This is a genomic window from Marinobacter lacisalsi (assembly GCF_042651045.1).
Lineage (GTDB): Bacteria > Pseudomonadota > Gammaproteobacteria > Pseudomonadales > Oleiphilaceae > Marinobacter > Marinobacter lacisalsi.
Map to the genome: position 1 here is coordinate 33,842 of NZ_JBHSDI010000010.1, position 26,413 is coordinate 60,254.

General features: G+C 62.0%; 19 protein-coding genes. 10 read left to right on the forward strand and 9 right to left on the reverse strand.

The genetic code is table 11. From position 1 onward, the window contains the following. Positions 1 to 4: 4 nt before the first annotated feature. From ACFOZ5_RS06065 to ACFOZ5_RS06090, 6 genes are read right to left on the reverse strand one after another with little or no spacing between them, the layout of a single operon-like run. Positions 5 to 1,393: a BatD family protein gene (locus tag ACFOZ5_RS06065; protein WP_379886128.1), complete on the reverse strand. Its 1,389-nt coding sequence runs from the start codon at positions 1,391 to 1,393 to the stop codon at positions 5 to 7. Further along, the gene (locus tag ACFOZ5_RS06070; protein WP_379886129.1) at positions 1,393 to 3,195 is read right to left on the reverse strand and encodes a VWA domain-containing protein; all 1,803 of its coding nucleotides are present in this window, start codon (positions 3,193 to 3,195) and stop codon (positions 1,393 to 1,395) included. Before ACFOZ5_RS06070 ends, ACFOZ5_RS06065 begins: the two co-directional genes overlap by 1 nt. Continuing rightward, complete coding sequence (locus ACFOZ5_RS06075) at positions 3,192 to 4,223, reverse strand: vWA domain-containing protein (RefSeq protein WP_379886130.1); 1,032 nt, start codon at positions 4,221 to 4,223, stop codon at positions 3,192 to 3,194. Before ACFOZ5_RS06075 ends, ACFOZ5_RS06070 begins: the two co-directional genes overlap by 4 nt. Then, on the reverse strand, positions 4,217 to 4,672 hold the full coding sequence (locus ACFOZ5_RS06080) for a DUF4381 domain-containing protein (protein ID WP_379886131.1): 456 nt from the start codon (positions 4,670 to 4,672) through the stop codon (positions 4,217 to 4,219). Before ACFOZ5_RS06080 ends, ACFOZ5_RS06075 begins: the two co-directional genes overlap by 7 nt. Next, positions 4,672 to 5,619 carry a DUF58 domain-containing protein gene (locus tag ACFOZ5_RS06085; protein WP_379886132.1) on the reverse strand — a complete coding sequence of 316 codons (948 nt, stop codon included), beginning with the start codon at positions 5,617 to 5,619 and terminating at the stop codon, positions 4,672 to 4,674. The genes ACFOZ5_RS06080 and ACFOZ5_RS06085 overlap by 1 nt, the downstream gene beginning before the upstream one ends. A 14-nt stretch (positions 5,620 to 5,633) precedes the next feature. After that, entirely contained in the window at positions 5,634 to 6,599 is a 966-nt protein-coding gene (locus tag ACFOZ5_RS06090; RefSeq protein ID WP_379886133.1) for an AAA family ATPase, read from the reverse strand. 160 nt (positions 6,600 to 6,759) lie between these two features. Between ACFOZ5_RS06090 and ACFOZ5_RS06095 the strand changes: the two genes are divergently transcribed. From ACFOZ5_RS06095 to ACFOZ5_RS06110, 4 genes are all read left to right on the forward strand, one after another. Beyond that, positions 6,760 to 11,637, forward strand: coding sequence for an NAD-glutamate dehydrogenase (locus ACFOZ5_RS06095; RefSeq protein WP_379886134.1), 4,878 nt, complete (start codon positions 6,760 to 6,762; stop codon positions 11,635 to 11,637). A 123-nt stretch (positions 11,638 to 11,760) separates the two neighbouring features. Further along, positions 11,761 to 12,441: a carbonate dehydratase gene (can, locus tag ACFOZ5_RS06100; protein WP_379886135.1), complete on the forward strand. Its 681-nt coding sequence runs from the start codon at positions 11,761 to 11,763 to the stop codon at positions 12,439 to 12,441. 8 nt (positions 12,442 to 12,449) lie between these two features. Next, positions 12,450 to 13,490, forward strand: coding sequence for a methyltransferase (locus ACFOZ5_RS06105; RefSeq protein WP_379886136.1), 1,041 nt, complete (start codon positions 12,450 to 12,452; stop codon positions 13,488 to 13,490). Continuing rightward, positions 13,487 to 14,680: a class I SAM-dependent methyltransferase gene (locus tag ACFOZ5_RS06110; RefSeq protein ID WP_379886137.1), complete on the forward strand. Its 1,194-nt coding sequence runs from the start codon at positions 13,487 to 13,489 to the stop codon at positions 14,678 to 14,680. The genes ACFOZ5_RS06105 and ACFOZ5_RS06110 overlap by 4 nt, the downstream gene beginning before the upstream one ends. A 30-nt stretch (positions 14,681 to 14,710) precedes the next feature. Here the strand turns inward: ACFOZ5_RS06110 and ACFOZ5_RS06115 are convergent, their stop codons facing one another. Next, entirely contained in the window at positions 14,711 to 15,325 is a 615-nt protein-coding gene (locus ACFOZ5_RS06115) for a riboflavin synthase subunit alpha (protein ID WP_379886138.1), read from the reverse strand. Between the two features lie 222 nt (positions 15,326 to 15,547). Here ACFOZ5_RS06115 and ACFOZ5_RS06120 point away from each other — a divergent pair, with 222 nt between their 5' ends. The 5 genes from ACFOZ5_RS06120 to ACFOZ5_RS06140 all read left to right on the forward strand — a co-directional run bounded on the left by ACFOZ5_RS06120 (position 15,548) and on the right by ACFOZ5_RS06140 (position 20,016). After that, entirely contained in the window at positions 15,548 to 16,561 is a 1,014-nt protein-coding gene (locus ACFOZ5_RS06120; protein WP_379886139.1) for a hypothetical protein, read from the forward strand. A 55-nt stretch (positions 16,562 to 16,616) separates the two neighbouring features. Then, on the forward strand, positions 16,617 to 17,288 hold the full coding sequence (locus tag ACFOZ5_RS06125) for a TetR/AcrR family transcriptional regulator (RefSeq protein ID WP_379886140.1): 672 nt from the start codon (positions 16,617 to 16,619) through the stop codon (positions 17,286 to 17,288). 116 nt (positions 17,289 to 17,404) lie between these two features. After that, positions 17,405 to 17,917, forward strand: a complete 513-nt coding sequence (locus ACFOZ5_RS06130) for a L,D-transpeptidase family protein (RefSeq protein WP_379886141.1) — start codon at positions 17,405 to 17,407, stop codon at positions 17,915 to 17,917. An 81-nt stretch (positions 17,918 to 17,998) separates the two neighbouring features. After that, on the forward strand, positions 17,999 to 19,210 hold the full coding sequence (locus ACFOZ5_RS06135) for a mechanosensitive ion channel family protein (protein WP_379886399.1): 1,212 nt from the start codon (positions 17,999 to 18,001) through the stop codon (positions 19,208 to 19,210). After that, positions 19,207 to 20,016 carry an S-methyl-5'-thioinosine phosphorylase gene (locus ACFOZ5_RS06140; RefSeq protein WP_379886142.1) on the forward strand — a complete coding sequence of 270 codons (810 nt, stop codon included), beginning with the start codon at positions 19,207 to 19,209 and terminating at the stop codon, positions 20,014 to 20,016. The genes ACFOZ5_RS06135 and ACFOZ5_RS06140 overlap by 4 nt, the downstream gene beginning before the upstream one ends. Before the next feature lie 13 nt (positions 20,017 to 20,029). Here ACFOZ5_RS06140 and ACFOZ5_RS06145 read toward each other — a convergent pair whose 3' ends face one another. Together ACFOZ5_RS06145 and mfd are read right to left on the reverse strand one after the other, a co-directional pair. Next, entirely contained in the window at positions 20,030 to 20,776 is a 747-nt protein-coding gene (locus tag ACFOZ5_RS06145) for a CsiV family protein (RefSeq protein ID WP_379886144.1), read from the reverse strand. A gap of 134 nt (positions 20,777 to 20,910) precedes the next feature. After that, positions 20,911 to 24,417, reverse strand: a complete 3,507-nt coding sequence (gene mfd, locus ACFOZ5_RS06150) for a transcription-repair coupling factor (protein ID WP_379886145.1) — start codon at positions 24,415 to 24,417, stop codon at positions 20,911 to 20,913. Positions 24,418 to 24,697: 280 nt separating this feature from the next. On the opposite strand from mfd, the gene ACFOZ5_RS06155 reads away from it, so the two are divergent. Continuing rightward, a complete protein-coding gene (locus tag ACFOZ5_RS06155; protein WP_379886146.1) occupies positions 24,698 to 26,194 on the forward strand; it encodes a glyceraldehyde-3-phosphate dehydrogenase in 1,497 nt (498 codons plus the stop codon). Positions 26,195 to 26,413: the final 219 nt, after the last annotated feature.

The window sequence follows — 26,413 nt, forward strand, 5'->3', positions numbered from 1 at the left end:
GTTATCAGGGGTTCAGTCCTTCGGGGTACAAGTCCGGTAGCGCGCGCCCGTCTCTCTGGCCTTTTGATACACGGTCATGCCATTTCCTGCGGGCGTCCTTCAGGGCGCTGGCGAGCTCATTGCCATCGGGTGCCGCTCCCCCCGCAGACCGGAACAGTGACTCCCGCCAGACGTCGACCACACGGGTCAGATGCTTGTCGGACAGGATGTCCAGGGCTTCATCGGTGGTCCGGCAGCGTTGTGCGGTCAGTTCCCCCGCCCACGCCGGGAAGCCATTGAAGAAGGCGGGGTCCAGTGCTTTGGCCTGGTCACAAAGTGTCCGGAACCGTTGCGTTTCGTTACCTGATCCTTCGCGTTTGGCTATTGCCGGAGGAGGGCGTCGACTCTGCAGCCACCAGGCTGCCACTGTGGTCGCCCAGCCGATGGCCAGCAATGCCACCAGAATGGGCCACACCCATTGGGTCGGGGCGGCCGGAGAGGCTTCCTGTTCAGTCCCTTCGTTTCCCTTGCCATCATCGAACGATTCCGCAGTGGGCCTGGGCGTCTCTGCAGCAACGGGCGCGGATGCCAGCTGGATGGTACGGGCGGGCAACACGGCCACCTTTTCCCGGTCCTCGACCACATCCCACCAGGGAATGCGCACTTCCGGCAGGGTGATGTCGCCACCCTGGTCTGACACCGGTACCAGAGCCATGGTCTGCTGAAGCTCGCCAACCACGCCGTCGGCCCCCGCCGAAGACTGCCGCTGCTCCGGTTCCGGGTAGCTCTTGATGGCATCGGGATAGTTTATGTGCAGCGCCGGCAGGGTAGTGGCCGGCAGCCCACGGGCGGTGAGTGTCAGGGTGCGGGTCAGGTTGTCACCGGGTTGCACCGGGCCGGTGCGGTCGAGCCCACTGGCGCCCAGGGAGACGTCGGTTGCGGGTAGCCAGGTACGGCCGCTGAAGCTGGCCGGAATATCCTTCACGGTCACCGGAAACAGCACCGCTGAATCCGCGATCCGGTAATGGTGGCCCCGTGGATCGCGGGCCGTGCCCTGGAAGTCCAGCGGTGGTAGCTGCAGCCGTCCGGGTTTCTGGGGAAAGATCACATAGTCACGTTCAACCACCCGGTAGCGTTCGCCTGCCACCAGTTCCCGGTACTGTTTCTGTTCACCGAGTTTTTCGATGACCGCATCCGGGTGCTCCGGGTCGTTCAGTTGTCCCTGGATGACCTGGTTGGTGTAGTAGAGCTTGACCGTCAGATGCAACTGCTGCTGCACGTAGACTTCGTCCTCGCTGGCGGACAGTTCGATGAAAGCCACCTCTTCCTGCTGGGGTTGCTGGGCCACCCCGATCAGGGGCAGCCACGCCAGCAGGGCCAGCAAAGCGTTTGGCCACCGTCGATTCAATGCCATTACCATGGTGTGTCGTTCTCGTCCGATTGAATGGTCCGGCTGCGGGACTGTTGCATGAACTTGCGCCGGAGCAGCCCCCCGGGGTTGTCCGGAATCCGCCGCAGCCATTGTTGCTGGGACTGGGACAGGGCATCGCTGCCTTCTCCGTCCGCCAGGCCGGCCTGGGCTCCGGACTGCTGGCCAGGGTCGGCGTTGTCATTGTTGCCTTGTCCGGCCTGTTGTTGTGACTCCGCTGGCTCATCCGGAGTGCCCTGGCCGGACTCGCGCTGTTCGCCATTCTGGCCGGGTTGGCCGCCCTGGTCGCTGCCCCCCTGCTGGTTGCCGGGGCTGTCCTGCTGGCCTGGCTGTTCGCCAGGGGAGGGTTGATTCTGCCGTCCCTCCTGTCCTTTCTGTTGATCGGAGCGACCGGATTGCTGTTGTTGCTGTTTTTGCTGTTGCTTCTGGCGCTCCAGAAAGTCCCGGACAATGTCCCGGTTCTGGCGGGCGGCCTCGTGGTCGGGGTTCTTTTCCAGGGCCGTTTGCCAGGCGTCCAGAGCTGCTTCGGGCATGCCCGCCCGTGCCAGGGCATTGCCGCGATTGTAGTGGGCAGCCGGCGAATCGCTATTGGCAAAGGCATTGGCGGCGCTTTCGTACTGGCCGTCACGGTAGAGCGCGGTTCCCCGCCATAACGGGTCTGTCAGTTTGCTGGCAGCCCTGGCGGGGTCCTCGTCAATCAGCTGCGGCGCACGTTGTTCCGGCGTCTGCCAGAGATCACTCCATTCCACTGCCCGGGCAGGGTCCGCGGGCATCCAGACAAGGCTGAACGCCACCAGCGTCAGGGAACCACGGCGCCAGCCCACCAGGGCAAGGGGCAGCGCCAGCCAGAGCAGCCAGTAGCCGTCGTCCTGCCGCCGGGTGGTCGTGCGCTCTTCTTCCGACCTCTGCCACTGGTCGTGGTCCTCCGCCCGTAACTGCAACTGCCGGATATCCCCGTTCGATGTGGTCATCGGCAAGGCTTCTCCCCCCATGGCCCGGGCCGTGGATTCAAGTTCGGCCATGCTGGCCCGTGTGATGATCACCTGATCTCCATCCCGCAGGAAGCCCCGCTCCGGCACCGGAATGGGGGCACCACTTTCGGTGCCCACCAGCAGGCCGTCCAGTTGCCACGTGGTATCGGCCAGCCGGTTGCGGATATTGCTGGCATAGCGTGGGTTGAGGCCATCGGTGATCAGCAGTATCCGACCCCGTCCCGGGGCGCCTTGCTCAAGCAGTTCCACTGCCCGGGCCACGCCCAGGTCGGCACGATTACCCGGCGCCGGCATGATAACCGGGTCGATCGCTGATAACAGGCCTTCCACGGTGCGGCGGTCATCGGTCAGGGGCGTGACGACATGGCCATCACCGGCATACACCACCAGCCCGGTGTAGGCTCCTTCCCTGGCCGCCAGGAGGTCCCGTATCTTGCGGATAGCGCGGGTCAGACGGTCCGGCTCAAGGTCTCTTGCCAGCATTGAAAGTGACAGGTCCAGCACCACCACCAGGGAGTCGTCCTGTTGTTGCAGTGGCGATGGGGCGGTGCGGAAGGACGGGCCCGCCATGGCCAGGGCGGCAACGATCAGCAGAACCGGTGCCAGCAGCCGCTGCCAGCGGGCCGAATGACCGCGTCCTCCGCCGGCGGGCAGTAATGGCTTCAGCAGTGCCGGCGGAATCACCTGTTGCCAGCGGCTGTCGCCCTGGCCGAGCGAACGGAGCAGATAGTAGAGCAGGGGAGCCGCCAGCAGCAGAAGCAACCAGGCGGGGCGCAGGAACTGGAAATCGCTCATGATGGACGCCCTCCACGGTTCATCGTCAGGCCCGCCAGGGTGCGACCCCGGACGACTCCAAGGCCACCCAGCCACAGCAATAAGGCAGCCCCCGCCGGCCAGGCGTAGAGTTCGGTCACTGGTCGCCAGAGCTTGCCTTCCAGTTCCAGGGGCTCGAGCTCATCTATCTCCTGGTAGATGCCCTGAAGTTCCTCGATGCTGCGGGCACGAAAATAACGCCCGCCGGTTTCGTTGGCTATGCTTCGCAGCTGTGCCTCGTCGAGATTACTGGAGGGGTTGACCCGGAGGCTGCCGAACAGCCCCTGCCGGACGGAAGAATCCGAGCCGATGCCAATGGTATGGATGCGGACATCGCTGTCGGCGGCGATTTCGGTGGCCTTCTCCGGTGACAGGTTACCGGCGGTGTTGGCACCGTCGGTGAGCAGTATCAGCACCCGGTGCTCCTGGGGCCGCTCTCGCAGACGCTTGACCGCCAGCCCGATGGCGTCTCCGATGGCGGTGGCGCGACCGGCCATACCCAGGCCGGCCTCCGACAGCAGGGTGCGGAGGGTCTCATGGTCAAAGGTAAGCGGGGCCTGAATATAGGGCTCGGAGCCGAACAGCAACAGCCCGAGCCGGTCACCCTGCCGTTGGCTGATAAAGTCATCCAGTACCACTTTCAGCGCTTCCAGCCGGTTCAGCCGACGGCCTCCCAGCACCATGTCCCGTTCTTCCATGCTCGGGGAAATGTCTACTGCCAGCATCAGGTCGCGACCGGTAACCGGCTCCTGGGTGGCTTCGCCCACATGTTGGGGGCGGGCCAGTGCCAGCACCAGCAGAGCCCAGGCCAGTGCCAGCACTATGGTCAGCCAGCGGCGGCGTGCTACCCCCTGCTGGCTGACCCCGGGCAACCCCTGCAACCGTGACTGGATGGGCAGGACCGGGGCCGCCACGGGTTCCGTGGTGGCGTGGGGGCTTACCCAGAACCGTTTCAGCAGCCAGGGCAGGGGCAGCAGCAGTAGCAGCCACGGCCAGGCAAGGTTCACCATGACTGCCTCCGTATCCAGTGTTCCGCCAGTTGCCGGGCTTGCGCCGGGGGCAGCTCGCTGTGAGGACGGTAACTGGCGTTGACCAGCTGCTGCCACGGTTGATCGGGATCACCGGAGGTACGGGCCAGGAAGCGGACCCACTGGTCGCCACTGAGCCCGGCGGGCTGTTCCGCAGGGTGGCGGGCCAGGGCAGCTTCCTTGAGCAGACGGTTGAGGCCGGCGTACCAGTCCGGCCCCGGGTGGTCCGGAACGCTGTAGCGGTAGAGCCGGGCCAGCGCGGCCCGTTTCGGTGCGTGGCGACGGTAGCGGCGCCAGCCCACAACGATCGCGACAATCACCGTGACCATTACCAGGGCCGCCAATACCCACCAGCCCTGTGCCAGGGGCCAGAACCCCGCCGGCGGTGGTGGCTGGATATCCCTGAGCTGTTCCAGAACCTCTTCAGGCATCACAGCAGTCGCCCTCCCGCTGAGGTCAGCCCGTGCATCAGGGCGACAGGGTCTTCCCCGGTTGCCAGTGACATCATGGTGCTTCCGGTTTGCCGGAACAGGTCCTCGAGGGCGGTATGCCGGGCCTGGGCCCCTTCCCGCCAGGCCCGTTGCAGTGCCCGGTCGTCACCGTTGAACCAGAGGGTGCCGGCGTCACCGCCGACAGCGTAATCGCCGTGGCCGGGAAGATGATCATCCAGTGGATCGGTCAGCAGTACGGCGGTGACCTGATTGTGCATGGCCAGGCCGGCCAGCAGTGAGCGGGTAGCACTGTCGGCCCCCTGGAAGTCGCTGATAACAAACAGGCGGCTGCCCGTGTGAGCAATACGGCGTGCCTCTGCCAGGGCTTCGTTGAGACCTTCACTACCGGCATCCGGCGCCGTTGCCGGTTGTGTCCGCTGGTGAGCGGCCAGGGCATTGAGCAGTTGCATGACCGAACGGCGCCGCCTGGATGGCCGGATGATTTCGGTGGCATCACTGCCAAAGACAATCCCCCCGGCCTGGTCGCCGGAGCCGTGGGCGACCCACGCCAGCAGCGCTGACAGCTCGGCCGCCCGCACCTGCTTGTAGCTGCCCTCACTGGCGAAGAACAGGCCCGGACCCAGGTCGCACAGTATCAGCACCGGGCGTTCCCGTTCCTCCTCATAGACCCGGGTATGGGGTTCCTGGCGTCGGGCGGTAACCCGCCAGTCGATGCGGCGCACGTCGTCCCCGGGCTGATAGGGACGCACCTCGGCCAGGGACATGCCCCTGCCGCGCATTACCGAGTGATGGCCTCCACGCCGCTGGCGCAGGGCACGGCGCGCCGAGGGCAGCTGCAGGGTGCGGGCCTGGGCCTGTAACAGCAGCAGGTGCTTCAGGTCGGCAGTCACCCGGTGGTTGTGGTGAGTTGCAGCGTTGCTGAACATGAGAACTCCGGAGTTCAGGCGGTGACCGGCACCCGCTCGAGCAGGCGGCTGACCACGTCATCCGGGGTGATGCCCCCGGCCTCGGCGTCAAAGGTCAGAATAAGGCGGTGCCTGAGCACATCCGGGGCAATGGCCCGGACATCGTCGGGAGTGACGTAGTCGCGACCATCCAGCCAGGCCAGCGCCCGGATGCAGCGGTCCAGGGCGATGGTGCCCCGGGGGCTGACGCCAAACGACAGCCAGCGGGCCAGTTCGTCGTCCAGTGCCGCCGGGTCCCGGGTGGCCAGCACCAGGGCCAGCAGGTAGTCCTCCACCGCGTCGGCCATGAAAACCTCGGCCACCGCCTGACGGGCGTGCTGGACCTGTTCCGCCGTGACCGGTTCTCCGGCTGTTGTGCTGCCCTGTCTTGCTTCCTGTCTGGCCAGTTTGAGGATTTCCCTTTCGGCGGAGGTTTCCGGGTAGCCGATCATCACGTGCATCAGGAAACGGTCGAGCTGGGCCTCGGGCAGCGGGTAGGTGCCTTCCTGTTCAATGGGGTTCTGGGTGGCCATGACCATAAACGGGGAAGGCAGCGGGAAGGTACGCATGCCCACACTGACCTGTCGTTCTCCCATGGCTTCCAGCAGCGCGGACTGGACTTTCGCCGGTGCCCGGTTGATCTCGTCTGCCAGCACGAGGTTATGGAATACGGGGCCGCGCTGGAATTCGAACTGGCCGGTTTCAGGGCGGTAGATTTCGCTGCCGGTGACGTCCGAGGGAAGCAGGTCCGGCGTGAATTGTATGCGGTGGAAGTCGCCGCTGAGGTTATCGGCCAGGGCCTTGATGGCGGTGGTCTTGGCAAGGCCGGGGGCGCCTTCCACCAGCAGGTGGCCGTCGGCCAGCAGGGCGATCAGCAGGCGCTCCACCAGGGCGTGCTGGCCGATAATGCGCTGGGAAAGCCGCTGTTTGAGATCGCCAAAAGTCTGTTGCAGGGAGGACATCAGTCTGGTTGCTCCACGGGTTAATCTGTAACGGTTATAACGTACGAATTTTTTGGGTAATTAACAGCAAAAAATCAAGGGTTTGACTATGCTGCAGTTACCATTCGTTCATATCCATGCCTGCATGCCGCGGCAGGCAATCGGACTGCAGAGGTGATAGATGAATACCCTGACCGTCACCAGCAAGGATCAGTTCCTTGAGCAACTGGATGAGGAGTTGTTCCGCAAACTGTCAAAAAAGGAAGCGGAGCGGATCAGCCTCTTTTCACGTCACTACCTGATGCATCTGCCCCTTGAGGAACTGCTGGACCGGGAGTTCCACGATACCTATGGGGCGGTGATGGCGGCCTGGCAGTTCCTGCAGAAGCGCCCGGCTGACGAGACACCGGTGTCGGTGTTCAATCCGGACCTGGAAAGTGACGGCTGGCAGTCCACGCACACGGTGATCTTCATTCTGCACCCGGATATTCCATTCCTGATCGATTCGGTGCGCATGGCTATCAACAGCCATGATATCGGCACCCACACCATCCATCACTCCATCGTGACCGTGGAGCGGGATGACAAAGGGGTGCTGAAATCCCTGAGCGGCCCGGAAGCCTCGCCGGATGGCAGCAATATCGAGGCATTCATCGTACTGGAAATCGACCGTCACAGCGATCAGCGCGATCTGGCGTCCCTGGAACGCCTGCTGCAGGACGTGCTGCACGAAGTGCGCATTGTGGTCTCGGATTTCGGGGCCATGAAGCAGAAGGCAATGGAGATATCCCAGGAGCTGGACAGTTCACCCGCCGACATCACGCCGGACGATGTCGAAGAGGCCCGTGCCTTCGTGGACTGGCTGAGCGACGATCACTTCACCTTTCTGGGCTATGACGAATACGATTTTGTCACTGACAAAAAAGGCACCAATGTCTGCCGGGTGCCGGAGTCGGAACTGGGCATTCTTCGGGTCAACAATGAACGCCATGGCAAAGTGGCCATGCGTGAACTGCCTCGCCGTACCCGGCGCCAGATGACCCGTACCGACGAGCTGTTCATATTTGCCAAGTCCGCCCAGCGTTCCAGGGTTCACCGGCCGGCCTATCCGGACTACATCGCGGTCAAGAAGTTCAACAGTGACGGTGAAGTGGTGGGTGAGCGCCGCTTCCTGGGCCTGTATACCTCCCGCGCCTACAGCGACCGGCCGGAGAATATTCCGCTGCTGCGACGCAAGGTGCAGGAAGTGCTGGAGCGCTCCGGTTTCATGCAGGATGACTATGCCGGCAAGGAGCTTGAGCAGATTCTTACGGTCTACCCCCGGGATGAACTCTTCCAGGTGGAACTCGACGAGCTTTACCAGACCGCCCTGGACATTCTCTACATCCAGGAACGGCGTCAGATCCGGCTTTTCATGCGCGAGGATGTCTACGGTCAGTTCGTCACCTGCCTCGCCTTCTTCCCCCGGGATATCTATAACACCGAGCTCCGTCTGAAGGTGGAGCGAGAGCTCTGCCAGCGGCTGGCCGCCGAGGATATCAGTTTTATCACGCACTTTTCGGAGTCCGTGCTGGCCCGGGTTCAGTTCACCATTCGGGTACCACAGCAGGGCAGCAGACGCCTGCCGGTCAAGGAAATCCAGGAGCGGGTGGTGGAACTGGCGCAGTCCTGGCGCGACGGCCTGGCTGAGGCCCTGCACGAGACCTGGGGCGAAGAGCGGGGGAATGACCTGCTGCGCCGCTACGCCTCCGCTTTCCCGGCCAGTTACCAGGACATGTTCTCGCCCCGGCGCGCCGCCATCGACCTGGAGCATATCTGCGCCGTGGTGGACGGCCGGCCACTGGCCATGAGCTTCTACCGCGCCCTGGAGGAAGAGGAAAGTACCGTTCATTTCAAACTGTTCAATCCGGTTGAGCAGTTGCCCCTGTCGGATGTCATGCCGATCTTCGAGAATCTGGGCTTCCGGGTCATCGGTGAGCACCCCTTCGAAATCGTGGACCACGACGGGCACGCCGTCTGGATTCACGATTTCTCACTGCAGGCCCGGTCCGGGGCGGTGGTGGATATCCATCGCATCCGTCCGATCTTCGAGGAACTGTTCCAGCGGGTATGGTTCGGCGAGGCGGAAAATGATGCCTTCAACCGACTGCTGCTGTCGGCCTACCTGGGGTGGCGTGATATTGCCATCCTGCGCACCTATGCCCGTTACATGCGCCAGATCCGCTTCAGCAACAGTCAGAGTTTCATCGCCTCGACGCTGGTCAACCATGTGGACCTGGCGGGGCTGCTGCTGCAGATCTTTGACACCCGCTTCAACCCCGCACGCCAGCAGAGCGAGGTCAAGAGTCAGGCTGCCGAGCAGAAGCTGGAGCTGGAATTCAACGCCGGTCTCGACGACGTGGACAACCTCAGCGAAGACCGGGTCCTGCGTCTGTTCCTCGAGCTGATCCAGGCTACCCTGCGCACCAACTATTACCAGTGTGACAGCAATGGGCAGCCGAAGCCCTACATCAGCGTCAAACTGAATCCGGCGGCTATTTCCGACGTGCCGTTGCCGCTGCCGATGTTCGAGATTTTCGTGTATTCCCCGCGGGTTGAAGGTGTCCATCTGCGCGGCGGCAAGGTGGCCCGCGGTGGCCTGCGCTGGTCAGACCGGTTCGAGGACTACCGCACCGAGATCCTCGGGCTGGTCAAGGCACAGCAGGTGAAGAATGCGGTGATCGTGCCGGTGGGTGCCAAGGGTGGCTTCGTTGCCAAGCGACTGCCGGACCCTTCCGACCGGGAAGCCTTCCAGGCGGAAGGTATCGCTGCCTACAAAACGTTTATCCGCAGCCTGCTGGACATTACCGACAACCTGGTGGACTCGGCGATAGAGCCGCCGAAGGACGTGGTGCGTCATGATGGCGATGACCACTACCTGGTGGTCGCCGCCGACAAGGGCACGGCCACGTTCTCTGACATCGCCAACGGGCTGGCACACGAATACGGCTTCTGGATGGGGGATGCCTTTGCCTCGGGTGGCAGTCACGGCTATGACCACAAGAAGATGGGGATCACGGCCCGAGGTGCCTGGGTATCGGTGGAGCGGCACTTCCGTGAACTGGGTGTCAACCCGGCCGAGGATACCTTCTCGGTGATCGGTATCGGCGACATGGGCGGTGATGTCTTCGGCAATGGTCTGTTGCAGTCGGACAAGGCCAGGCTGGTGGCGGCATTCAACCATATGCACATCTTCGTCGATCCGAACCCGGATCCGGCGAAGAGTTTTGCCGAACGCAAGCGACTGTTCGAGATGTCGCGGTCGGCCTGGTCGGATTACGACGAAACGCTGATTTCCGAAGGCGGTGGTGTGTTCAGTCGCAGCGCCAAATCCATTCCTGTCAGCGGGCCGATGAAAAAACTGCTGGGCATCAAGTCGGACCGGGTGCCCCCGAACATGCTGATTACCCATATCCTCAAGGCCCAGGCCGACCTGCTGTGGATTGGCGGCATCGGCACTTACGTCAAGTCTGCCCATGAATCCAACGGTGATGTGGGTGACAAGGGCAATGACAACCTGCGCATCAACGGCAAGGAGTTACGTTGCCGGATCGTGGGTGAGGGCGGAAACCTGGGCATGACCCAGCTTGGGCGCATCGAGTTCGCTCTCCATGGCGGTCGCCTGAACACCGACTTCATCGACAACTCCGGTGGGGTGGACTGCTCCGACCACGAAGTAAACATGAAAATCCTCCTCAATCGGGTTATCGCCGCCGGTGACCTCACCGAAAAGCAGCGCAACCGGATGCTGGAGGACATGACCGAAGAAGTGGCAAGCCTGGTGCTGACGAACAACTATCGCCAGACCCAGGCGCTGACTGTGGCCAATGAGGAGGCTGCCAACCGTCTCGAGGAATACCGTCGGTTAATGAACGGTTTCGAGGCGTCGGGCAAGCTCAACCGTGAGCTGGAGTTTCTGCCCGATGAGGAAACCCTGGAAGAACGCAAGATCATGGGCAAGGGCCTGACGCGGCCGGAATTGTCTGTGCTTCTCGCCTATGTGAAGGGGGATCTGAAGGCAACCCTGATCGACAGTGATCTGCCGGACGAGCCACTGCTGGTATCGGAGATGCACAAGGTTTTCCCGCAACCCATGGTGGACAAGTTTCCGAAGGAGCTCGAGGCTCACCAGTTGCGCCGGGAAATCATCGCCACCCAGATCGCCAATGACATGATCAACCACATGGGCATTACCTTCGTGGACCGGCTCAGCCAGTCTACGGGTGCCGATGCCCCGGCCATTGCCCTGGCCTGGCTTATCGCCCGGGACGTCTTCCGTCTGGACACCTGGTGGCGCCGGATTGAGGAGCTGGACTACCAGGTGCCGGCGTCCCTTCAGGTTCGCCTGATGAACGACCTGATGCGTCTGGTTCGTCGCGCCGTTCGCTGGTTGCTGCGCAATCGTCGTAGTGAACTTCATATCCAGAGTCATCTGGACCGGTTTACCGACGGCATCAGCCGTATTTCCGTCAATATGGCGGATTACCTCAGTGCCGGTGTCGAGAAAGAGTGGAAAGGCCAGCATGAAAAGCTGCGAAAGGAAGGCGTACCCGAGGATCTGGCGGCCATGGTATCCGGCAGTCCCTACCTCTATTCCGCCCTGGGCATTATCGAGGTCCACCAGTCCGCTGGCGTGCCGCTCAAGACGGTGGCCAACCTTTACTACACCCTGGGCGAACGCCTGGACCTGAACTGGTTTGCCGGGGCGATCGCGAACCTGAAGCCCGCTTCTCACTGGCAGGCCCTGGCTCGTGAGAGCTTCCGGGAGGACCTCGACTGGCAGCAGAGGGCCCTGACCACCGGGGTGTTGCGCATGGCGGAAGATTACAAGCAGGTGGACGCCTGCGTGGAAACCTGGATAAATCAGCATGAGTCGATGGTCCGACGCTGGAAGGAAATGCTTGCGGAGTTGAAGAATGCCCGGCAGCCGGAGTACGCCATGTTCTCTGTCGCTCTCAGGGAGCTGCTGGACCTTGCCCAGAGCAGCATACACGCGCCTTTGTCCGAAACCGGCGAATGAGGTCCCGGGGCATCGGCCGGGTGCCCAATCAGGAAAAAGAGGTATTGCGATTCTCACGCAAATACCGTTCAATCGGGACCGCGGCGGCAGTCACACAAATTGGCTTGAACGGAGACTGAAGGCATGACAGCACTGGACGATCTGCTGAAGAAAAACCAGGCCTGGGCGGACGGTATCAAGAAGGAAGACCCGGACTTCTTTCACCGGCTGTCCAATCAGCAGGCACCGGAATACCTGTGGATCGGTTGTGCCGACAGCCGCGTGCCCGCCAATCAGATTGTTGACCTGATGCCGGGTGAGCTGTTCGTTCACCGCAATGTGGCCAATGTTGTGGTGCACACCGATTTCAATTGTCTGTCGGTGCTTCAGTTCGCCATTGAGGTACTCAAGGTCAAGCATATCCTGGTGGTGGGGCACTATAACTGTGGTGGTGTGCGCGCCGCTCTGCTCGATCAGGGCTTTGGCCTGCTCAGCAACTGGCTGAGGCACGTGCAGGACGTGCGGGACAAACACCAGCACGTGCTGGACCAGCTGCCATCGGAACAGGACCGGGTAGACCGCCTGTGTGAGCTGAATGTGGTGGAGCAGGTCGGCCATGTCTGTCAGAACAGCATTGTGCAGGAAGCCTGGAAACGTGAGCAGCGGCTTACCGTTCATGGGTTTATCTATGATGTGGCCGATGGCCTGCTGCGGGACCTGGGCTTGCACATCAGTAGTGACGCGGAGCGGGAGGCCATCAAGGAGCAAAGCGTCGAGGAGCTGGTGATCCGCCCTGTGCGCTCCGGCCGCCACGCCGGCCAATGAACGACCGGATGCCAGGTAGTAACGCCGTTGCCGCCCTGGACCGCAATCCGGAGCTGCTGTCCGGTCGGGTCGGTTTCATGGGCCTGCCAGGACCGGACCTGCCAGACGGGCTGGATGCCGAGGGCGGGCCGCCGCTGGTCATCACCGAGCACGTCGGGCTGGCCAGAACCCTGGAAGCGGGCGGTCGCTGCCAGGTGAGTTTTGGCTATGGCCTGCCCGGGCACAGTGATGGGCCGCTGGATACCGTCGTGCTGTTTGTGCCCAAGGCCCGTCAGGCCCTCGACATGCAACTGGCGCTGGCCTGCGCGTTGCTCGCTGAGGGCGGCCATCTGGTGCTGGTAGGGGAGAAGCGGGAAGGCATTGCCGGCGCCGCCCGTCAGCTGCAGGCGCTTGCGCCGGATGCCCGCAAGGTCGACAGTGCCCGGCACTGCCTGGTATGGGTGGCCCGACCGGATCATACCGGCAAGGCCTTCGACCCAGAGGCGTGGCTGCAATGGCATGAGTTTGAGGCGGCCGGTGCCCGTATTCATGTAGCCGGTATGCCGGGCATTTTCAGCGACGGTCGCCTGGATGAAGGTACCGCGCGGCTGCTGGATACGCTGGCGGAACAGCCGGTCACCGGCCCGGTACTGGATTTTGCCTGTGGTGCCGGCGTGGTTGGTAGCTGGCTGCAGGTGCGCTTCCCGGAACTGGGCCCGGTGGACGGCGTGGATGTGCAGGCGCAGGCCATTGTCTGTGCCACCAGGACCTACCAGCGTAACAGCGCACAGGGTGAGATCGTCGCCAGCGATGGCCTGCCCGATCACCTCGGTCGCTACCGCACGATTGTGACCAACCCCCCGTTCCATTCCGGGGTGCGCACCGATACCTCCATGACCGAGCAGTTCCTGCGCGACGCCCGCCGTCATCTGATGCCCGGTGGTGAAATGCGGCTGGTAGCCAACCGGTTCCTGCCGTACCAGCCCCTGCTGGAGCAGTGCGTTGGCAAGTGCCAGGTGCTGTTCGAAGATCGGCGCTTCGCCGTCTATCAGGCCCGGGTGCCGTCTTGACCAGAGCCAGTGTCCGCCCGGGTTTCCCCGTCAATGGTGGTGAGCTGACCCTGCAACGACCCCACCGGGGCGGCCGGGGGCTCCGGGCCTGGGACGCCGCCGACGAGCAGCTGGTGGCGGAGGCCCGCAGGAGACTCAGGCCTGGCCAACGTGTCGCGGTGGTCGACGACGGTTTCGGCGCCCTGGCCCTTGGCCTCGCTGATTTCGAACCCACCGTAATCGCCGACAGTGCAGCCCTGAGCCAGGCGCTCACCCGTAACGCCCGGGACAACAACCTGCCAGTGCCGCAGGTGCAAAGCTGGCAGGACGAGCTGGGGCCGATGAGGGCAGGGCAGCCTCCATCCACGCCTGAAGCCCGTTTTGATGCGGTGATACTCAAGGTGCCCCGCCAACTCGACTACCTGGAATTTCTCCTGCGATGGTGCAACCAGGCACTGAGCCCCGATGGCTGGTTGCTGACCGGAGGCATGATCAAGCATCTGCCTGACCAGGCTGCCCGTGTGTACCAGCGTCTGGTGACAACGGAGGCGGTATTGCCGGCCAGGAAGAAGGCGAGGCTGGTTGTTTGCCGTGCCGGAAGCGATGCACTCGAGGGCTGGGCGGGGCTCTGGAAGGGCTACCCGGTGCCCGGGGGTGGGGCGTTATTGCAGGCGCTGCCGGCGGTATTCGCCCGGGATCGTCTGGATATCGGCACGCGGGAGTTGCTGCCCTTCATCCCGGATTCAGTGACGGCATTGCCGGACAGGGCGAGGGTGCTCGACCTGGCCTGTGGCAATGGCATACTGGGGCTGGGGGCGCTGGCAGTCAGGCCCGACCTGTCGGTGACCTGGGCCGATATTTCTTCCCAGGCAGTGCTCAGCGCCCGGGCAAACCTCGAAGCCTCCGGCCTGGATGACAGCCACTGCGATTGTCTCCATGCCGACGGGATACCGGAGGATACAGCGCCTTACCAGAGAATCCTGCTCAATCCGCCATTCCACGAAGGCGGCACGGTGGGTGATCACATCGCTCTGCGACTGTTCTCCGAAGCGGCCAGTGCCCTGACCGCCGACGGCGAGATGCTGATCGTCGGAAACCGCCACCTGGGATACCACAGGAGCCTGGGCGCCGTGTTTGCCGAGGTGCGTCAACTCCAGGCGACGCCGAAATTCGTGGTCTTCCGGGCGTCAGGTCCCAGAGTCACGCGGTAGGCCAGCGCCCCTGGCCAGGCCGGGCACCTGTCAGGCTTGTGGCCGGTCGTAGCCCATCCGCGCCAGGGTATCGACGATGGTCTGGGTCTGGCTGTCCACCTCGATATTCACCTCATCCCCCTCCTGTATGTCGGAAAAGATGGTTGCCCGTAGTGTTTCCGGTATCAGGTGAACATTGAACCGGTTGTCCGCCACATCGCCGATGGTCAGGCTGGCGCCATTGACGGCAATGTAGCCCTTGGGGAAGAGATATTTCTGCCAGGCAGCCGGTACCTCGAAGGTGAGGGTGCAGTTGTTTTCAGGCTGTTCCCGGCTCACCACCCGGGCGGTGGTATGAACGTGTCCGGACAGCAGGTGGCCGCCGATTTCATCGCCAATCCGCGCGGCCCGTTCGAAGTTCACCCGGCTGCCTGGCTCCAGCAGGCCCAGGGTGGTCATTCGCAGGGTTTCCTGCATGGCATCAAACCAGAGCTGATTTCCCTCCTGGGCGGTAACCGTCAGGCAGGTGCCGTTGATGGCAACGGACGCACCAATGGTGACACCGGCCACCGAGTCTTCCGGAAAGCCAATGACAAAGGTCGTCAGCCCGGGACGGGATTCCAGTGACTCCACAGTGGCGACGCCCTGAACAATACCGGTAAACATGGTTGCACCTCGTAACAATATAGAGGCGGCAAGTGTATCCCTAGCGCTGTAACCTATCAAAGAGAAAAGGTCCTGACGGTCGTGGTCCGGGCGGGGCGCTGGCGCAGTGACCGCCTAAAGTAACCGGGGCGTCGGGCGATAACCCCTTTACGGGGAACAGGAACCTACCAGGCTGTTCCATCAAGTGACTGGCGTCAATTCGTGATGCTTCTGGCAACTGTTATGGCTGAAACCCGAGCGAAAAACAGCGACATCACCTCAGCCCGGGGCGACCCGGTGCTGCGGCCCGGGCGTCCGGCCGACCCGGGTGAGCCGTTGCCGTCGCCGCCTGCGCGACAAACGGACAGCGATGCCGATGACGGGCAGGCCGAGGCGTCACCGAAAAACGTGCCGGTGCAGGCGACTGCCGCGTCTGAAGATGACAGCGAGGCGGTAACCTCCGGGAATGACAGCGAGGATGCCGAAGCCAGTGCCGAATCGGACGACGTGCAACGGATGTATGCGGAGTCATACCAGCGTCGCCTGCGCCGGCTGTTGCGCCAGTGTGAGCGGGTTAACCTGCTGGATTTCAATGTGTTGTCACTGGCTGGCTGGCCCGACAACTATACCCTCAATGCCGCCCGGCGTCGTCGCGATAGCTGGATGCTGAGCGCGACCATCGCCGCCCTGGTGTTCCTCAGTGGTATGAGCGGTTTTGTGCCAGCATGGATTGCCGGTGGTGGCTTTGGTGCATTCGTGGTCATCCTGTTGATGGGCGTACCCGCTGTCCGGCGGCTGTACAGTTCAAAGCCGTCCTACCTCGATCTGATCTTCTACCGGCAACAGCTGCTCAGGGATGCCCGCAAGCACATTGCCCACCTGGAGGGGGAAGTGGGTCTGATCTGGCAGTGTAAGGAACTGGCGGAATTCAATCCCTCACTGGCCTCACCCCGGTTCAGCACTCTGAAGCACCTGTCTGAACAACGCCGCCTGGCCGGGTCGCTTTCCAGGCGGGAACACATCCGTTTGTACCTGATCTTCATGCTGGAGGCCGAGAAGGCCTATGAACGCATGCAGGCAGCCTATTTTGAAGGCCACCAGAAGGCCATTGACCGGGGCTGGAAAACCGTGGCCGATGCGGTCACCGAACCCCTGGCGAAAGCGCCACAGAAGGAAGGTGAAGGGCAGCGCAAGCCCGGTGGCTCAGACGAGCAGGGCGCCGGCAGTGCGGGATCTGGTCCCGGAGCGGATGCTTGACAGATTTCCGTTTAAAACGTATGTTTGAAACATTCGTTTTACAGGAGACTATGCAGTGGCCCAGTCAGATACAGTGGACCGGATTCTTGATGCTGCAGAAGAGTTGTTCGCCGAACGTGGGTTCGCTGAAACCTCACTAAGAATGATTACCAGCAAGGCTGGTGTCAACCTGGCGGCAGTAAACTACCACTTTGGCTCCAAGAACGCCCTGATCCAGTCAGTATTCGCGCGTTTTCTCTCGCCATTCTCGTCGACCCTGGAAGCGGAATTCGACGAGCTGGAGGCCCGCCCGGGCGACCGCTCACCCTCGGTGGAGGAAATTCTCGGTGCCCTGACCGGCAGTGCTGTGCGTATGCCCCAGCGCAATGATCGGGGCATTTCTATTTTCATGCGATTGCTTGGCCTGGCCTATACCCAGTCCCAGGGCCATCTGAGGGCGTTCCTGGAGGACGAATACCGGGATATTTTCACCCGTTTCATGGGCTTGCTCAAGCAGGCGACACCGGAACTGACGTCGGTGGACCGTTATTGGCGAATCCAGTTCATGCTGGGTGCTACCGCGTTCACCATGTCATCCAGCGATGCCCTGCGGGACATTCTGCAGGCAAAGAAAGGCGTCGAGACGCCGATCCAGGAGATTGCCGCGCGGCTGATTCCCTTCCTGGCCGCCGGCATGCAGGCCAGCGACCGGATGTTGGTGCCACGTGCCGAAGCAAGCACCGTATAGGGTAAACGGCCCGGTACCGCGAACTCCCCGACGGGCAGGCTCCCGGGGACTATTGCCTCTGTAAGGCTGGTCGGCTAGCCTTGGCTCCCAGAATGTTCTGACGCAGGAGCACAGGATTGTCCGATCAACCGGATTCCCACGACCCTCGCCCGAGGGTTGTTATTGACCTCGAGCACCAGACCCTTGACTGGTTCGGCGCTGATGGCGACCACCAGCGCTGGCCGGTGTCCACCGCTCTCAACGGACCGGGGGAGAACGACGGTTCCGGCTGTACCCCCCGTGGCCGTCATTATGTGCGCGCGCTGATCGGCCAGGGCCAGCCCGAAGGGACGGTATTTGTGGCCCGTCGTCCCACCGGGGAAACCTGGACTCCCGAGCTTTCCCGGCAACAGCCCCAGCGAGACTGGATACTCAGTCGCATAGTCTGGCTCTGTGGTCTGGAAAAGGGGGTGAATCGCGGCGGTCAGGTCGATACCTTCCGACGTTTCATATACATTCACGGCACTCCGGACACCGAGCCCATGGGCGAGCCGCTCTCCCATGGCTGCATCCGCATGCGTAACCGTGATGTCATCACCCTGTTCGACAGGATGGAGCCCGGTGTGCCGGTGATGATCCAGTCCCGTTAAACGTCCTGTTCCGATGATAGGAAGGAGAAGTCAGTGGAAGAAACTCCCGAGTTGATTACCAGCTGGGCCGACAACTGGACCATGCTGTCCCAGAGCTGGCGGGTTGCGCTGGTTGTCTTCGGCCTGGTATTTGCCACGGCGACCGTGGCCTTCATTGTCAGCCGTATCATCCTGGTGCTGGAACGTCACTTCGAGCGTACCGACAATCTCTGGGACGATACGGTGTTGCATGCGCTGCGGCGCCCGGCCATCGGTTTTGTCTGGCTTCAGGGCGTCTACTGGGCGGCGGAAGTGGCCCATTCCTATTCCGAGGCAGAGATCTTTTCCGTCAATGACAAGCTGTTGGAGCTGGGCTTTATCGGGATCCTGGTGTGGACCCTGTTCGGCATCATCAAGAAGGTCGAGCAGACCCTGAGCTCCCCGCTGCGCATGAAAGAGCCCATGGACTACACCACGGTACGGGCCATCAGCAAGCTGCTGCGGGCCGTGGTGGCGATCACCGCCTTGCTGACGGTGATGCAGTCTCTGGGCTACAGCATTTCCGGTGTGCTGGCCTTTGGTGGTGTGGGTGGTATCGCCATAGGTTTCGCCGCCAAGGACCTGTTGGCCAACTTCTTCGGTGGTTTCATCATCCATATGGACCGTCCGTTCAAGGTGGGGGACTGGGTGCGTTCCCCGGACCGGGAAATCGAGGGCACCGTGGAGGAAATCGGCTGGCGGCTGACCACTATCCGCACCTTCGACAAGCGACCGCTGTACGTGCCCAACGCCACGTTCACCCAGATTGCCGTGGAAAACCCCTCGCGCATGCTGAACCGGCGCATTTTCGAAACCATCGGTATTCGCTACGTGGATGTCGGTGGCATAACCGACATTGTCGACGACATCCGTTCCATGCTGGAAAATCACGAGGAAATCGATGCAAAGCAGACCCTGATCGTGAATTTCCTGAAATTTAACAGCTCCTCCCTGGACATCATGGTGTACACCTTTACCAAGACCACGCAGTGGGTGAAGTACCATGAAATCAAGCAGGATGTGCTGCTCAAGATCAGCGATGTCATTGTCTCTCATGGCGCCGAAGTGGCCTTCCCCACACGCACACTGCATGTGGCGGACAGTCTCCGCATTGAAAACGAAGAGGCGGAGGCCCGGAAGGGCAGGAGCCAGCGAACAGACACTGACGAAAGCCGTTCTGATGAAAGTCGGGACCAGGCCGCGGACAACGGTCCGGTCCGGGAGCCTTCTGGCTCAGGCCAGACCACGACGCAGGGCGATGAGGCTGAGTCATGAGTGGGCTGCCACGATCCACCGCCATGGGCAATGATATTGCCATTATTGGTGGCACCGGCCTGACCGAGCTGGAGGGGCTGAGCGTGCTCAGTGAGGACCTGATGGAGACGCCATGGGGAACTCCATCCGGACCGGTACTCAGGGGCGAGCTAAGGGGGCAGCCGGTGCTGTTCCTGGCCCGCCACGGCCATCCACATCGCATCCCGCCCCATCAGGTTAACTACCGTGCCAATCTGTGGGCTCTGCGGGAGGCGGGTGCCTCCCGGATCATCGGTGTTAACGCGGTAGGGGGTATTACGCCCGATATGGGGCCAGCCCGGATCGCTGTGCCGCATCAGATCATCGATTACACATGGGGCCGTGGGCATACCTTTTTCGAGCAGGTGGGGGGCGCCACGCTTGAGGAGGTGACCCATATCGACCTGACCTGGCCCTATGAGGAGTCACTGCGTCAGGCCCTGCTGGCCGCCGCTACACGTCGAAAGGTCATGGCGGTCGACTACGGCGTCTATGGGGCTACCCAGGGGCCACGGCTGGAAACCGCGGCGGAGGTGGTGCGAATGGAGCGGGACGGCTGTGACCTGGTGGGCATGACAGGCATGCCCGAGGCCGGTCTGGCCGCCGAACTGGGGCTCTCCTATGCCTGCCTGGCGCTGTCGGTCAACTGGGCGGCGGGCAAGTCCGACCATATCATTACCATGGAAGAAATCGAACAGACGCTTGCGCAAGGGATGTCAGGCGTGAAAGCCATTCTGGAAGCGGTGATTCCGGCGCTGCGGGATCAGGAGCCTGCGGCAGGCTCCTGATTGCAGAGTCTGTTCAGTCAAGGGGGCGGAAGTAGACCAATACACCGATAGTGGGGGAATCCAGGAAGTGGATTTCCTTGCTGCGCATCCGACGGACTTCGCGGATCCAGGTGACCAGTTCCTTTCCTGACGGTTCGCTCATGCCGGGCATGGAGGCCGGAGATGTGCCGACACCCTGAGTATCCGCCCCTGCGCTGTCACCTTGTTCGTTGTTGTCACCGTTTGGCGTTTCTTCGCGGGTTGCGGGCTCTGAACTGGCCGTAGTGGTGTTGCTCCCACCGGTTTCCTGCCAGTGATTGAGCTGCACGTTGACCAGCAGGTAACGGCGACGGTTGATCTCGATAGTGCCTTCAACGGCTCGGTGCCCGGCGCGCTCCAGGAACTCGCCCACTTCAACGCGCATCGGATCGCCGTTGTAGTTTGGGGGGAACTTCTGGATCCAGCCGGTTTTCATCAGCACCTTGTACTTGCCGCTGTTTTCCAGGCGACTGGCTGCGGTGTTCAGGGTCAGATTGTTGGTGGTGCGGATGTCGGAGTTGCGGTTGCCGGACTCATCCACCACCCAGAGACGTTTTTCTCCCTGTTGGATCTCGGGCTGCTTGCTGCCCATCTGTTCGTTCAGTATGGGGTCCGCCAGGCGCTCAAGTATCACGATTTCGGCGCGGTAGGTGTCAGCAGCCAGGGCGGGGGGCGCCAGGGCAAAAAACAGGGCCAGAGCTGCAAGGAGCCGCCCGGCTGGGTTGAAGGCCGGTTTGTACAAAGGTGTTCTCCTGATCCGTTTGTCGAAACCAACAGCGGCCCCTTCATGGGGATGCCATTTACCGTGAGCGTTCCCGGCCAAAAACTGTCAATGTCCTGGCCGGAAACGCTCTGATTTGCGGGCTGAGAAGGCTGTCAGGCAGCCAGTTCCTTCAGCACCGACGAGATGGCGTCGAGTTTACCATCGGTTGTATCGTCTTTCAGCCGCACGCTGAAGGTATTCGCTCCTTCCAGGCGATACTGGTCCGGTGCCTGCTGGACTTTCTGCACCAGCTTCAGGGGGTCGATGCTGGTGTTGTTGCCGAACTCCAGCTTCAGCCATTCACGGCCCGCATCCACCTTGACGATGCCCAAGGTCTCGGCGCCAATGCGCAGGCTGCTCTGGCGGATCAGGTTTTTCGCGGGCTGCGGCAGCAGACCGAAGCGATCAATCATCTCCACCTGCAGCTCCTTGAGTTCTTCCTCGCTTTTCACGCTGGCAATGCGTTTGTACAGCATCAGGCGGTTATGCACATCGGGCAGGTAGTCATCGGGAATCAGTGCCGGAATGCGAAGATTCATCTCGGTGCCGTGGCTCAGGGGCAGGTCGGCGTTGGGGGTGCGGCCGTCGCGGATGGCCTGCACGGCCTCTTCCAGCAGTTGCATATACAGCGTGAAGCCGATGCTTTCGATCTGGCCGCTCTGCTCGTCGCCCAGCAGTTCACCGGCACCGCGGATTTCCAGGTCGTGGGTGGCCAGCATGAAACCGGCGCCCAGCTCCTGGGCGTCCGCGATGGCATCCAGCCGTTTGCGGGCATCGGCAGTCATCGCTTTCGGCGGCGGCGTCAGCAGGTAGGCATAGGCCTGGTGGTGGGAACGGCCAACCCGGCCCCGCAGCTGGTGTAACTGTGCCAGGCCGAACTTGTCAGCCCGCTCGATAATAATGGTGTTGGCGCTGGGGATGTCGATGCCCGTCTCGATGATGGTGGTACAGACCAGCACGTTGAAGCGCTTGTGGTAGAAGTCCGACATGATCTGTTCCAGGTCACGCTCCCGCATCTGGCCGTGGGCGACGCCAATGCGGGCTTCCGGAATGAGGGTGCGCAGATCTTCGGCGGTTTTCTGGATGGTGGCCACATCGTTGTGCAGGAAGTACACCTGGCCGCCCCGCAGGATCTCCCGCAGGATGGCCTCTTTGGCTATGGCGCTGTCCTTCTGGCGTACGAACGTTTTCACGGAAAGGCGGCGCGCCGGCGGAGTGGCGATGATTGACAGGTCCCGCAGGTGGCCCATGGCCATATTCAGTGTGCGGGGAATGGGCGTGGCGGTCAGCGTGAGCATATCCACCTCCGCCCGCAGGGCCTTGAACTTTTCCTTTTGCCCGACGCCAAAGCGGTGTTCCTCATCGATGATCACCAGCCCAAGATTGCTGAAGCGAATGTCGCCCTGCAGGAGCTTGTGGGTGCCGATGACGATGTCGGCATTGCCATTCTCTATTCTTTCGATGGCTTTGCGGGTTTCACCGCTGCTGCGGAAACGTGACAGCAGCTCCACCGTGACCGGTGTTTCCGAGAACCTGTCACGGAACGATTCATAGTGTTGCTGGGCCAGCAGGGTGGTGGGCACCAGCACGGCCACCTGCTTGCCGGACCAGGTGGCGATGAAGGCGGCGCGCATGGCCACCTCGGTCTTGCCGAAGCCAACATCGCCGCAGACCAGCCGGTCCATGGGCCGCTCGCCGGTCATATCCTCGATGACCCGTTCAATGGCTGCCTGCTGGTCCGGGGTCTCCTCGAAAGGGAAGCCGGCGGCAAAATGGCGGTAGGCCTCCTTGGGGTCGTCAAACTGGAATCCCTTGCGGGCCTCACGCCGGGCATAGACATCGAGCAGTTCTGCGGCGGTATCGCGGATTTTTTCCAGGGCTTTCTGTTTGGCGTTGCTCCAGCGCTCGGTGCCCAGTTTGTGCAGCGGGGCGTGCTCGGTATCCGTGCCGGTGTAACGGCTGATCAGGTGCAGGCTGGAGACGGGTACATAGAGTTTGGAGCCACCGGCGTACTCCAGGGTCAGGAATTCCGAGGCGTCACCGTCGACGGTAATGGTTTCCAGGCCCCGGTATCGACCCACGCCGTGGTCGATATGGACAACCGGGGCGCCCACACGCAGTTCTGACAGGTCACGGTAACCGGAGTCGTCCACCTCGGTGGGCTTCTCCCGACGCCGGCGTTGCAGCACCCGCTCGCCGAACAGCAGGGTTTCCGTGATCAGTGCCAGACCTTCCCGGGGTAGCAGCAGGCCGGGTTCAAGCGGTGCCACGGTGATCGCCAGATTGACGTCGTCGTTCAGGAAGGCCGACCAGTCGTCCACCGGCTGCGCCTTGAGGCGATTTTCGGCCAGGTTGTCCTTCAGGGCTTCCCGGCGACCGGAGGATTCGGCGCAGATCAGCACGCGGCCGTCGAATTCACCGATAAACTGCCGCAGCCGGGCCGCAGGGTCACTGGCTCGCCCATCCATGGCCACGTTGGGCAGAGTCTGCGAGCCCAGGGAGGTGATTCCCTGGCCGGAACGGGTGGTCTCGCCGGCCACCAAAGTGACACGGGGGCGCTGGCGCAGCAGGCCGAACAGCTCGTCGGTCTTCAGGAACAGGTCCGCCGGCGGCACGATCGGGCGCATGCGGTCGTGGCGGCGCTCCTCGTATCGGTTGGCCGTGTCCTGCTGGAACAGGTCCACCGCTTCTTCCAGGCCGTCGGCTGTGAACACCAGCGTGTCGCCGGGCAGGTAGTCGAACAGGGTGGCGCTGTGGTCAAAGAACAGGGGCAGGTAGTACTCGATACCGGCTGGGGTGATGCCCTGGGTCACGTCCTGGTAAACCGGTGCATTGCGATCCGCGTTGGGGAAATACTCGAACCAGCGGTTGCGGAAACCGGAGCGCGCTTCCTTGCTCCATGGGAACTCATAGGCTGGCAGAAGCTCCACGCGGTCGATCCGCTCCAGCGAACGCTGGGTTTCCGGGTCGAAGGTGCGAAGGGTCTCGATGTCGTTGTCGAACAGGTCGATGCGGTAGGGTTGGCTGGCCCCCATGGGGAAGATGTCGATGATGGCTCCGCGTACGGCATATTCGCCATGTTCATAGACGTTTTCGGTGTGGCGGTAGCCGGCGGACTCCAGTTGCAGACGCCATTGTTCCGGTGCCAGGGTCTGGCCGGTCTCCAGCAGCAGGGTATTACCCTGGAGGTACTCCACGGGTGGTAGCCGATGCATCAGCGTTCGTGCCGGTACGACGAGAATGCCGCGAGTGGTGCGTGGCAGGCGGTGCAGGGTGCGTATGCGCCGGGAAACAATATCCTGGTGCGGCGAGAACAGGTCGTAGGGCAGGGTTTCCCAGTCCGGCAGGGACAACAGCTCCAGGCCGTCACTGGTGACTGAGGCGGCCTCTTCGTCGGGGGGCAGGCCTAGATAGAAGCGCACTGCCTGCTCCAGGCGTATGGCTTCATCGGTGCTGCGGGTGATCACCAGTGTCAGGCCGTCAGTGACCCGGGCCGTTTCGCTGATTGCCAGGGCATCGGCACTGCCATGAAGCTGGTCCCAGATGCGGTGGTCGGCCGCCTTCACGGGGGGCGCGGGAACAAAGTCGGAAATGGCGGTATGCTCGGTGCCGGATGTCATCAGGCTGATCAGCTCCTGCGTTTGCACGGGTCGGTAGTGGCCGGATTATGAACCGGATGTAAGTTCAGGATCCGTTTTCCGGGGTGGCGACCGGTTTGAAAAGGAGGGTATTCTAGCGGTGACAGCCTGAACTGTCATGACAGCCACGGCAAAACCGGTTGCCGGTCGGTGGCACACCGTCGGGGTCAGGCAAGGATCGCGGGTCGCCGTTTGCGATCACCGACTTTACATTGGATAATACGCACCCATTTTTTCGAGTGCCAACTGCAGAGGTTCAAGCGTGAGTCACGAACAGATCAACCAGCACCTGTCCAACTGGACCGAGCGGGAATCCACCGCCGAAGCCATGATTCCCCTGATTGGCCGGCTGTACCGCAAGAATAATGTGGTTACTTCCGTCTATGGTCGGGCCATTATCAACCAGTCGGTTATCGGCATCATCAGGGCCCACCGTTTTGTGCGCCAGGTGGAAGACAGCGAGCTGTCGGTGCATGACACCCTGCCGGTGCTGGAGGTGATGGACAAGCTGGAGCTGGGCCAGGCTCACGTGGACATTGGCAAGATGGCGGTGAAGTTCAAGGCCGAAGGCAACGGTCGTTCGCTCGAGGATTTCCTGCGTGACGAGATCGGTCCGGTGGTCGGCCAGTACCGTGCCGAGTCGGAAAAGAATGCAGTTGAGGAAACCAAGGACGTCGTGCTCTACGGTTTCGGCCGTATCGGTCGTCTGCTGGCCCGCATCCTCATCGAGAAAGCCGGTGGTGGTAACAACCTGCGCCTGCGTGCCATCGTGGTTCGCCAGGGCGGTGCCGACAACGACCTGGAAAAGCGCGCCAGCCTGCTGCGACGGGATTCTGTCCATGGTCCGTTCAACGGCACCATTACCGTTGATGAAGAGAACTCCGCGCTGATCGCCAACGGCAACTTCATCAAGGTGATCTACTCTGACGGTCCGGACAAGGTGGACTACACCGAGTACGGCATCAATAATGCCGTCATTATCGACAACACCGGTAAGTGGCGTGATGAGGAAGGCCTGGGCCTACACCTCAAGTCCAAGGGCGCAAGCCGGGTTATCCTGACCGCACCGGGCAAGGGCGACATCAAGAACATCGTCTACGGTATCAACAACGATACTATCACCGACGATGACCGTATCCTTTCGGCGGCATCGTGTACCACCAATGCCATCACTCCGGTGCTGAAGGCGGTCCACGACGAGTTCACCATCCTGGATGGCCACGTTGAAACCGTTCACTCCTACACCAACGACCAGAACCTGATCGATAACTACCACAAGGGTAGCCGTCGTGGTCGCAGTGCACCGCTGAATATGGTTATTACCGAGACAGGGGCTGCCAAGGCCGTGGCCAAGGCGCTGCCGGAACTTAAAGGCAAGCTCAGTGGCAACGCCATTCGCGTACCAACTCCCAACGTGTCCATGGCCATCCTGCACCTGAACCTGGAAAAAGAGGTCACTGTGGACAGCGCCAACGACTACCTGCGGGAAATGGCGCTGCATTCCGAACTGCAGAAGCAGATTGACTTCGTCAATTCGCCGGAAGTGGTGTCGTCAGACTTTGTGGGCTCCCGCCACGCCGGTGTTGTGGATGCCCAGGCTACGATTGCCAATGCCAAGCGCCTGATCCTCTACGTGTGGTATGACAATGAGTTTGGTTACAGCGCCCAGGTAATCCGTTGCGTCAATCAGATGGCCGGCGTGACCTATCCGATCTTCCCGAAGCGCTCACGGGAATGGGCTCGGGCCCTCGCTGACTGAGAACCGTCATGACCGAAGACCCCGGCAGCCCCTGGCTCCCGGGGTTTTTTTATGGTCATGGCGGATTTGCGATACTCCGGTATGGCGCCTGTCTACGACCAAATAGGTAGAGAGGTGCCTTATGCTGCAAAGGTTACCGGTGGAAATAGGTTGTCTTAATCTCTATAATTGGCGCGATTTTGGGTACGTCTGGCACCCGCTTCTCATCGCTTTCCTGAA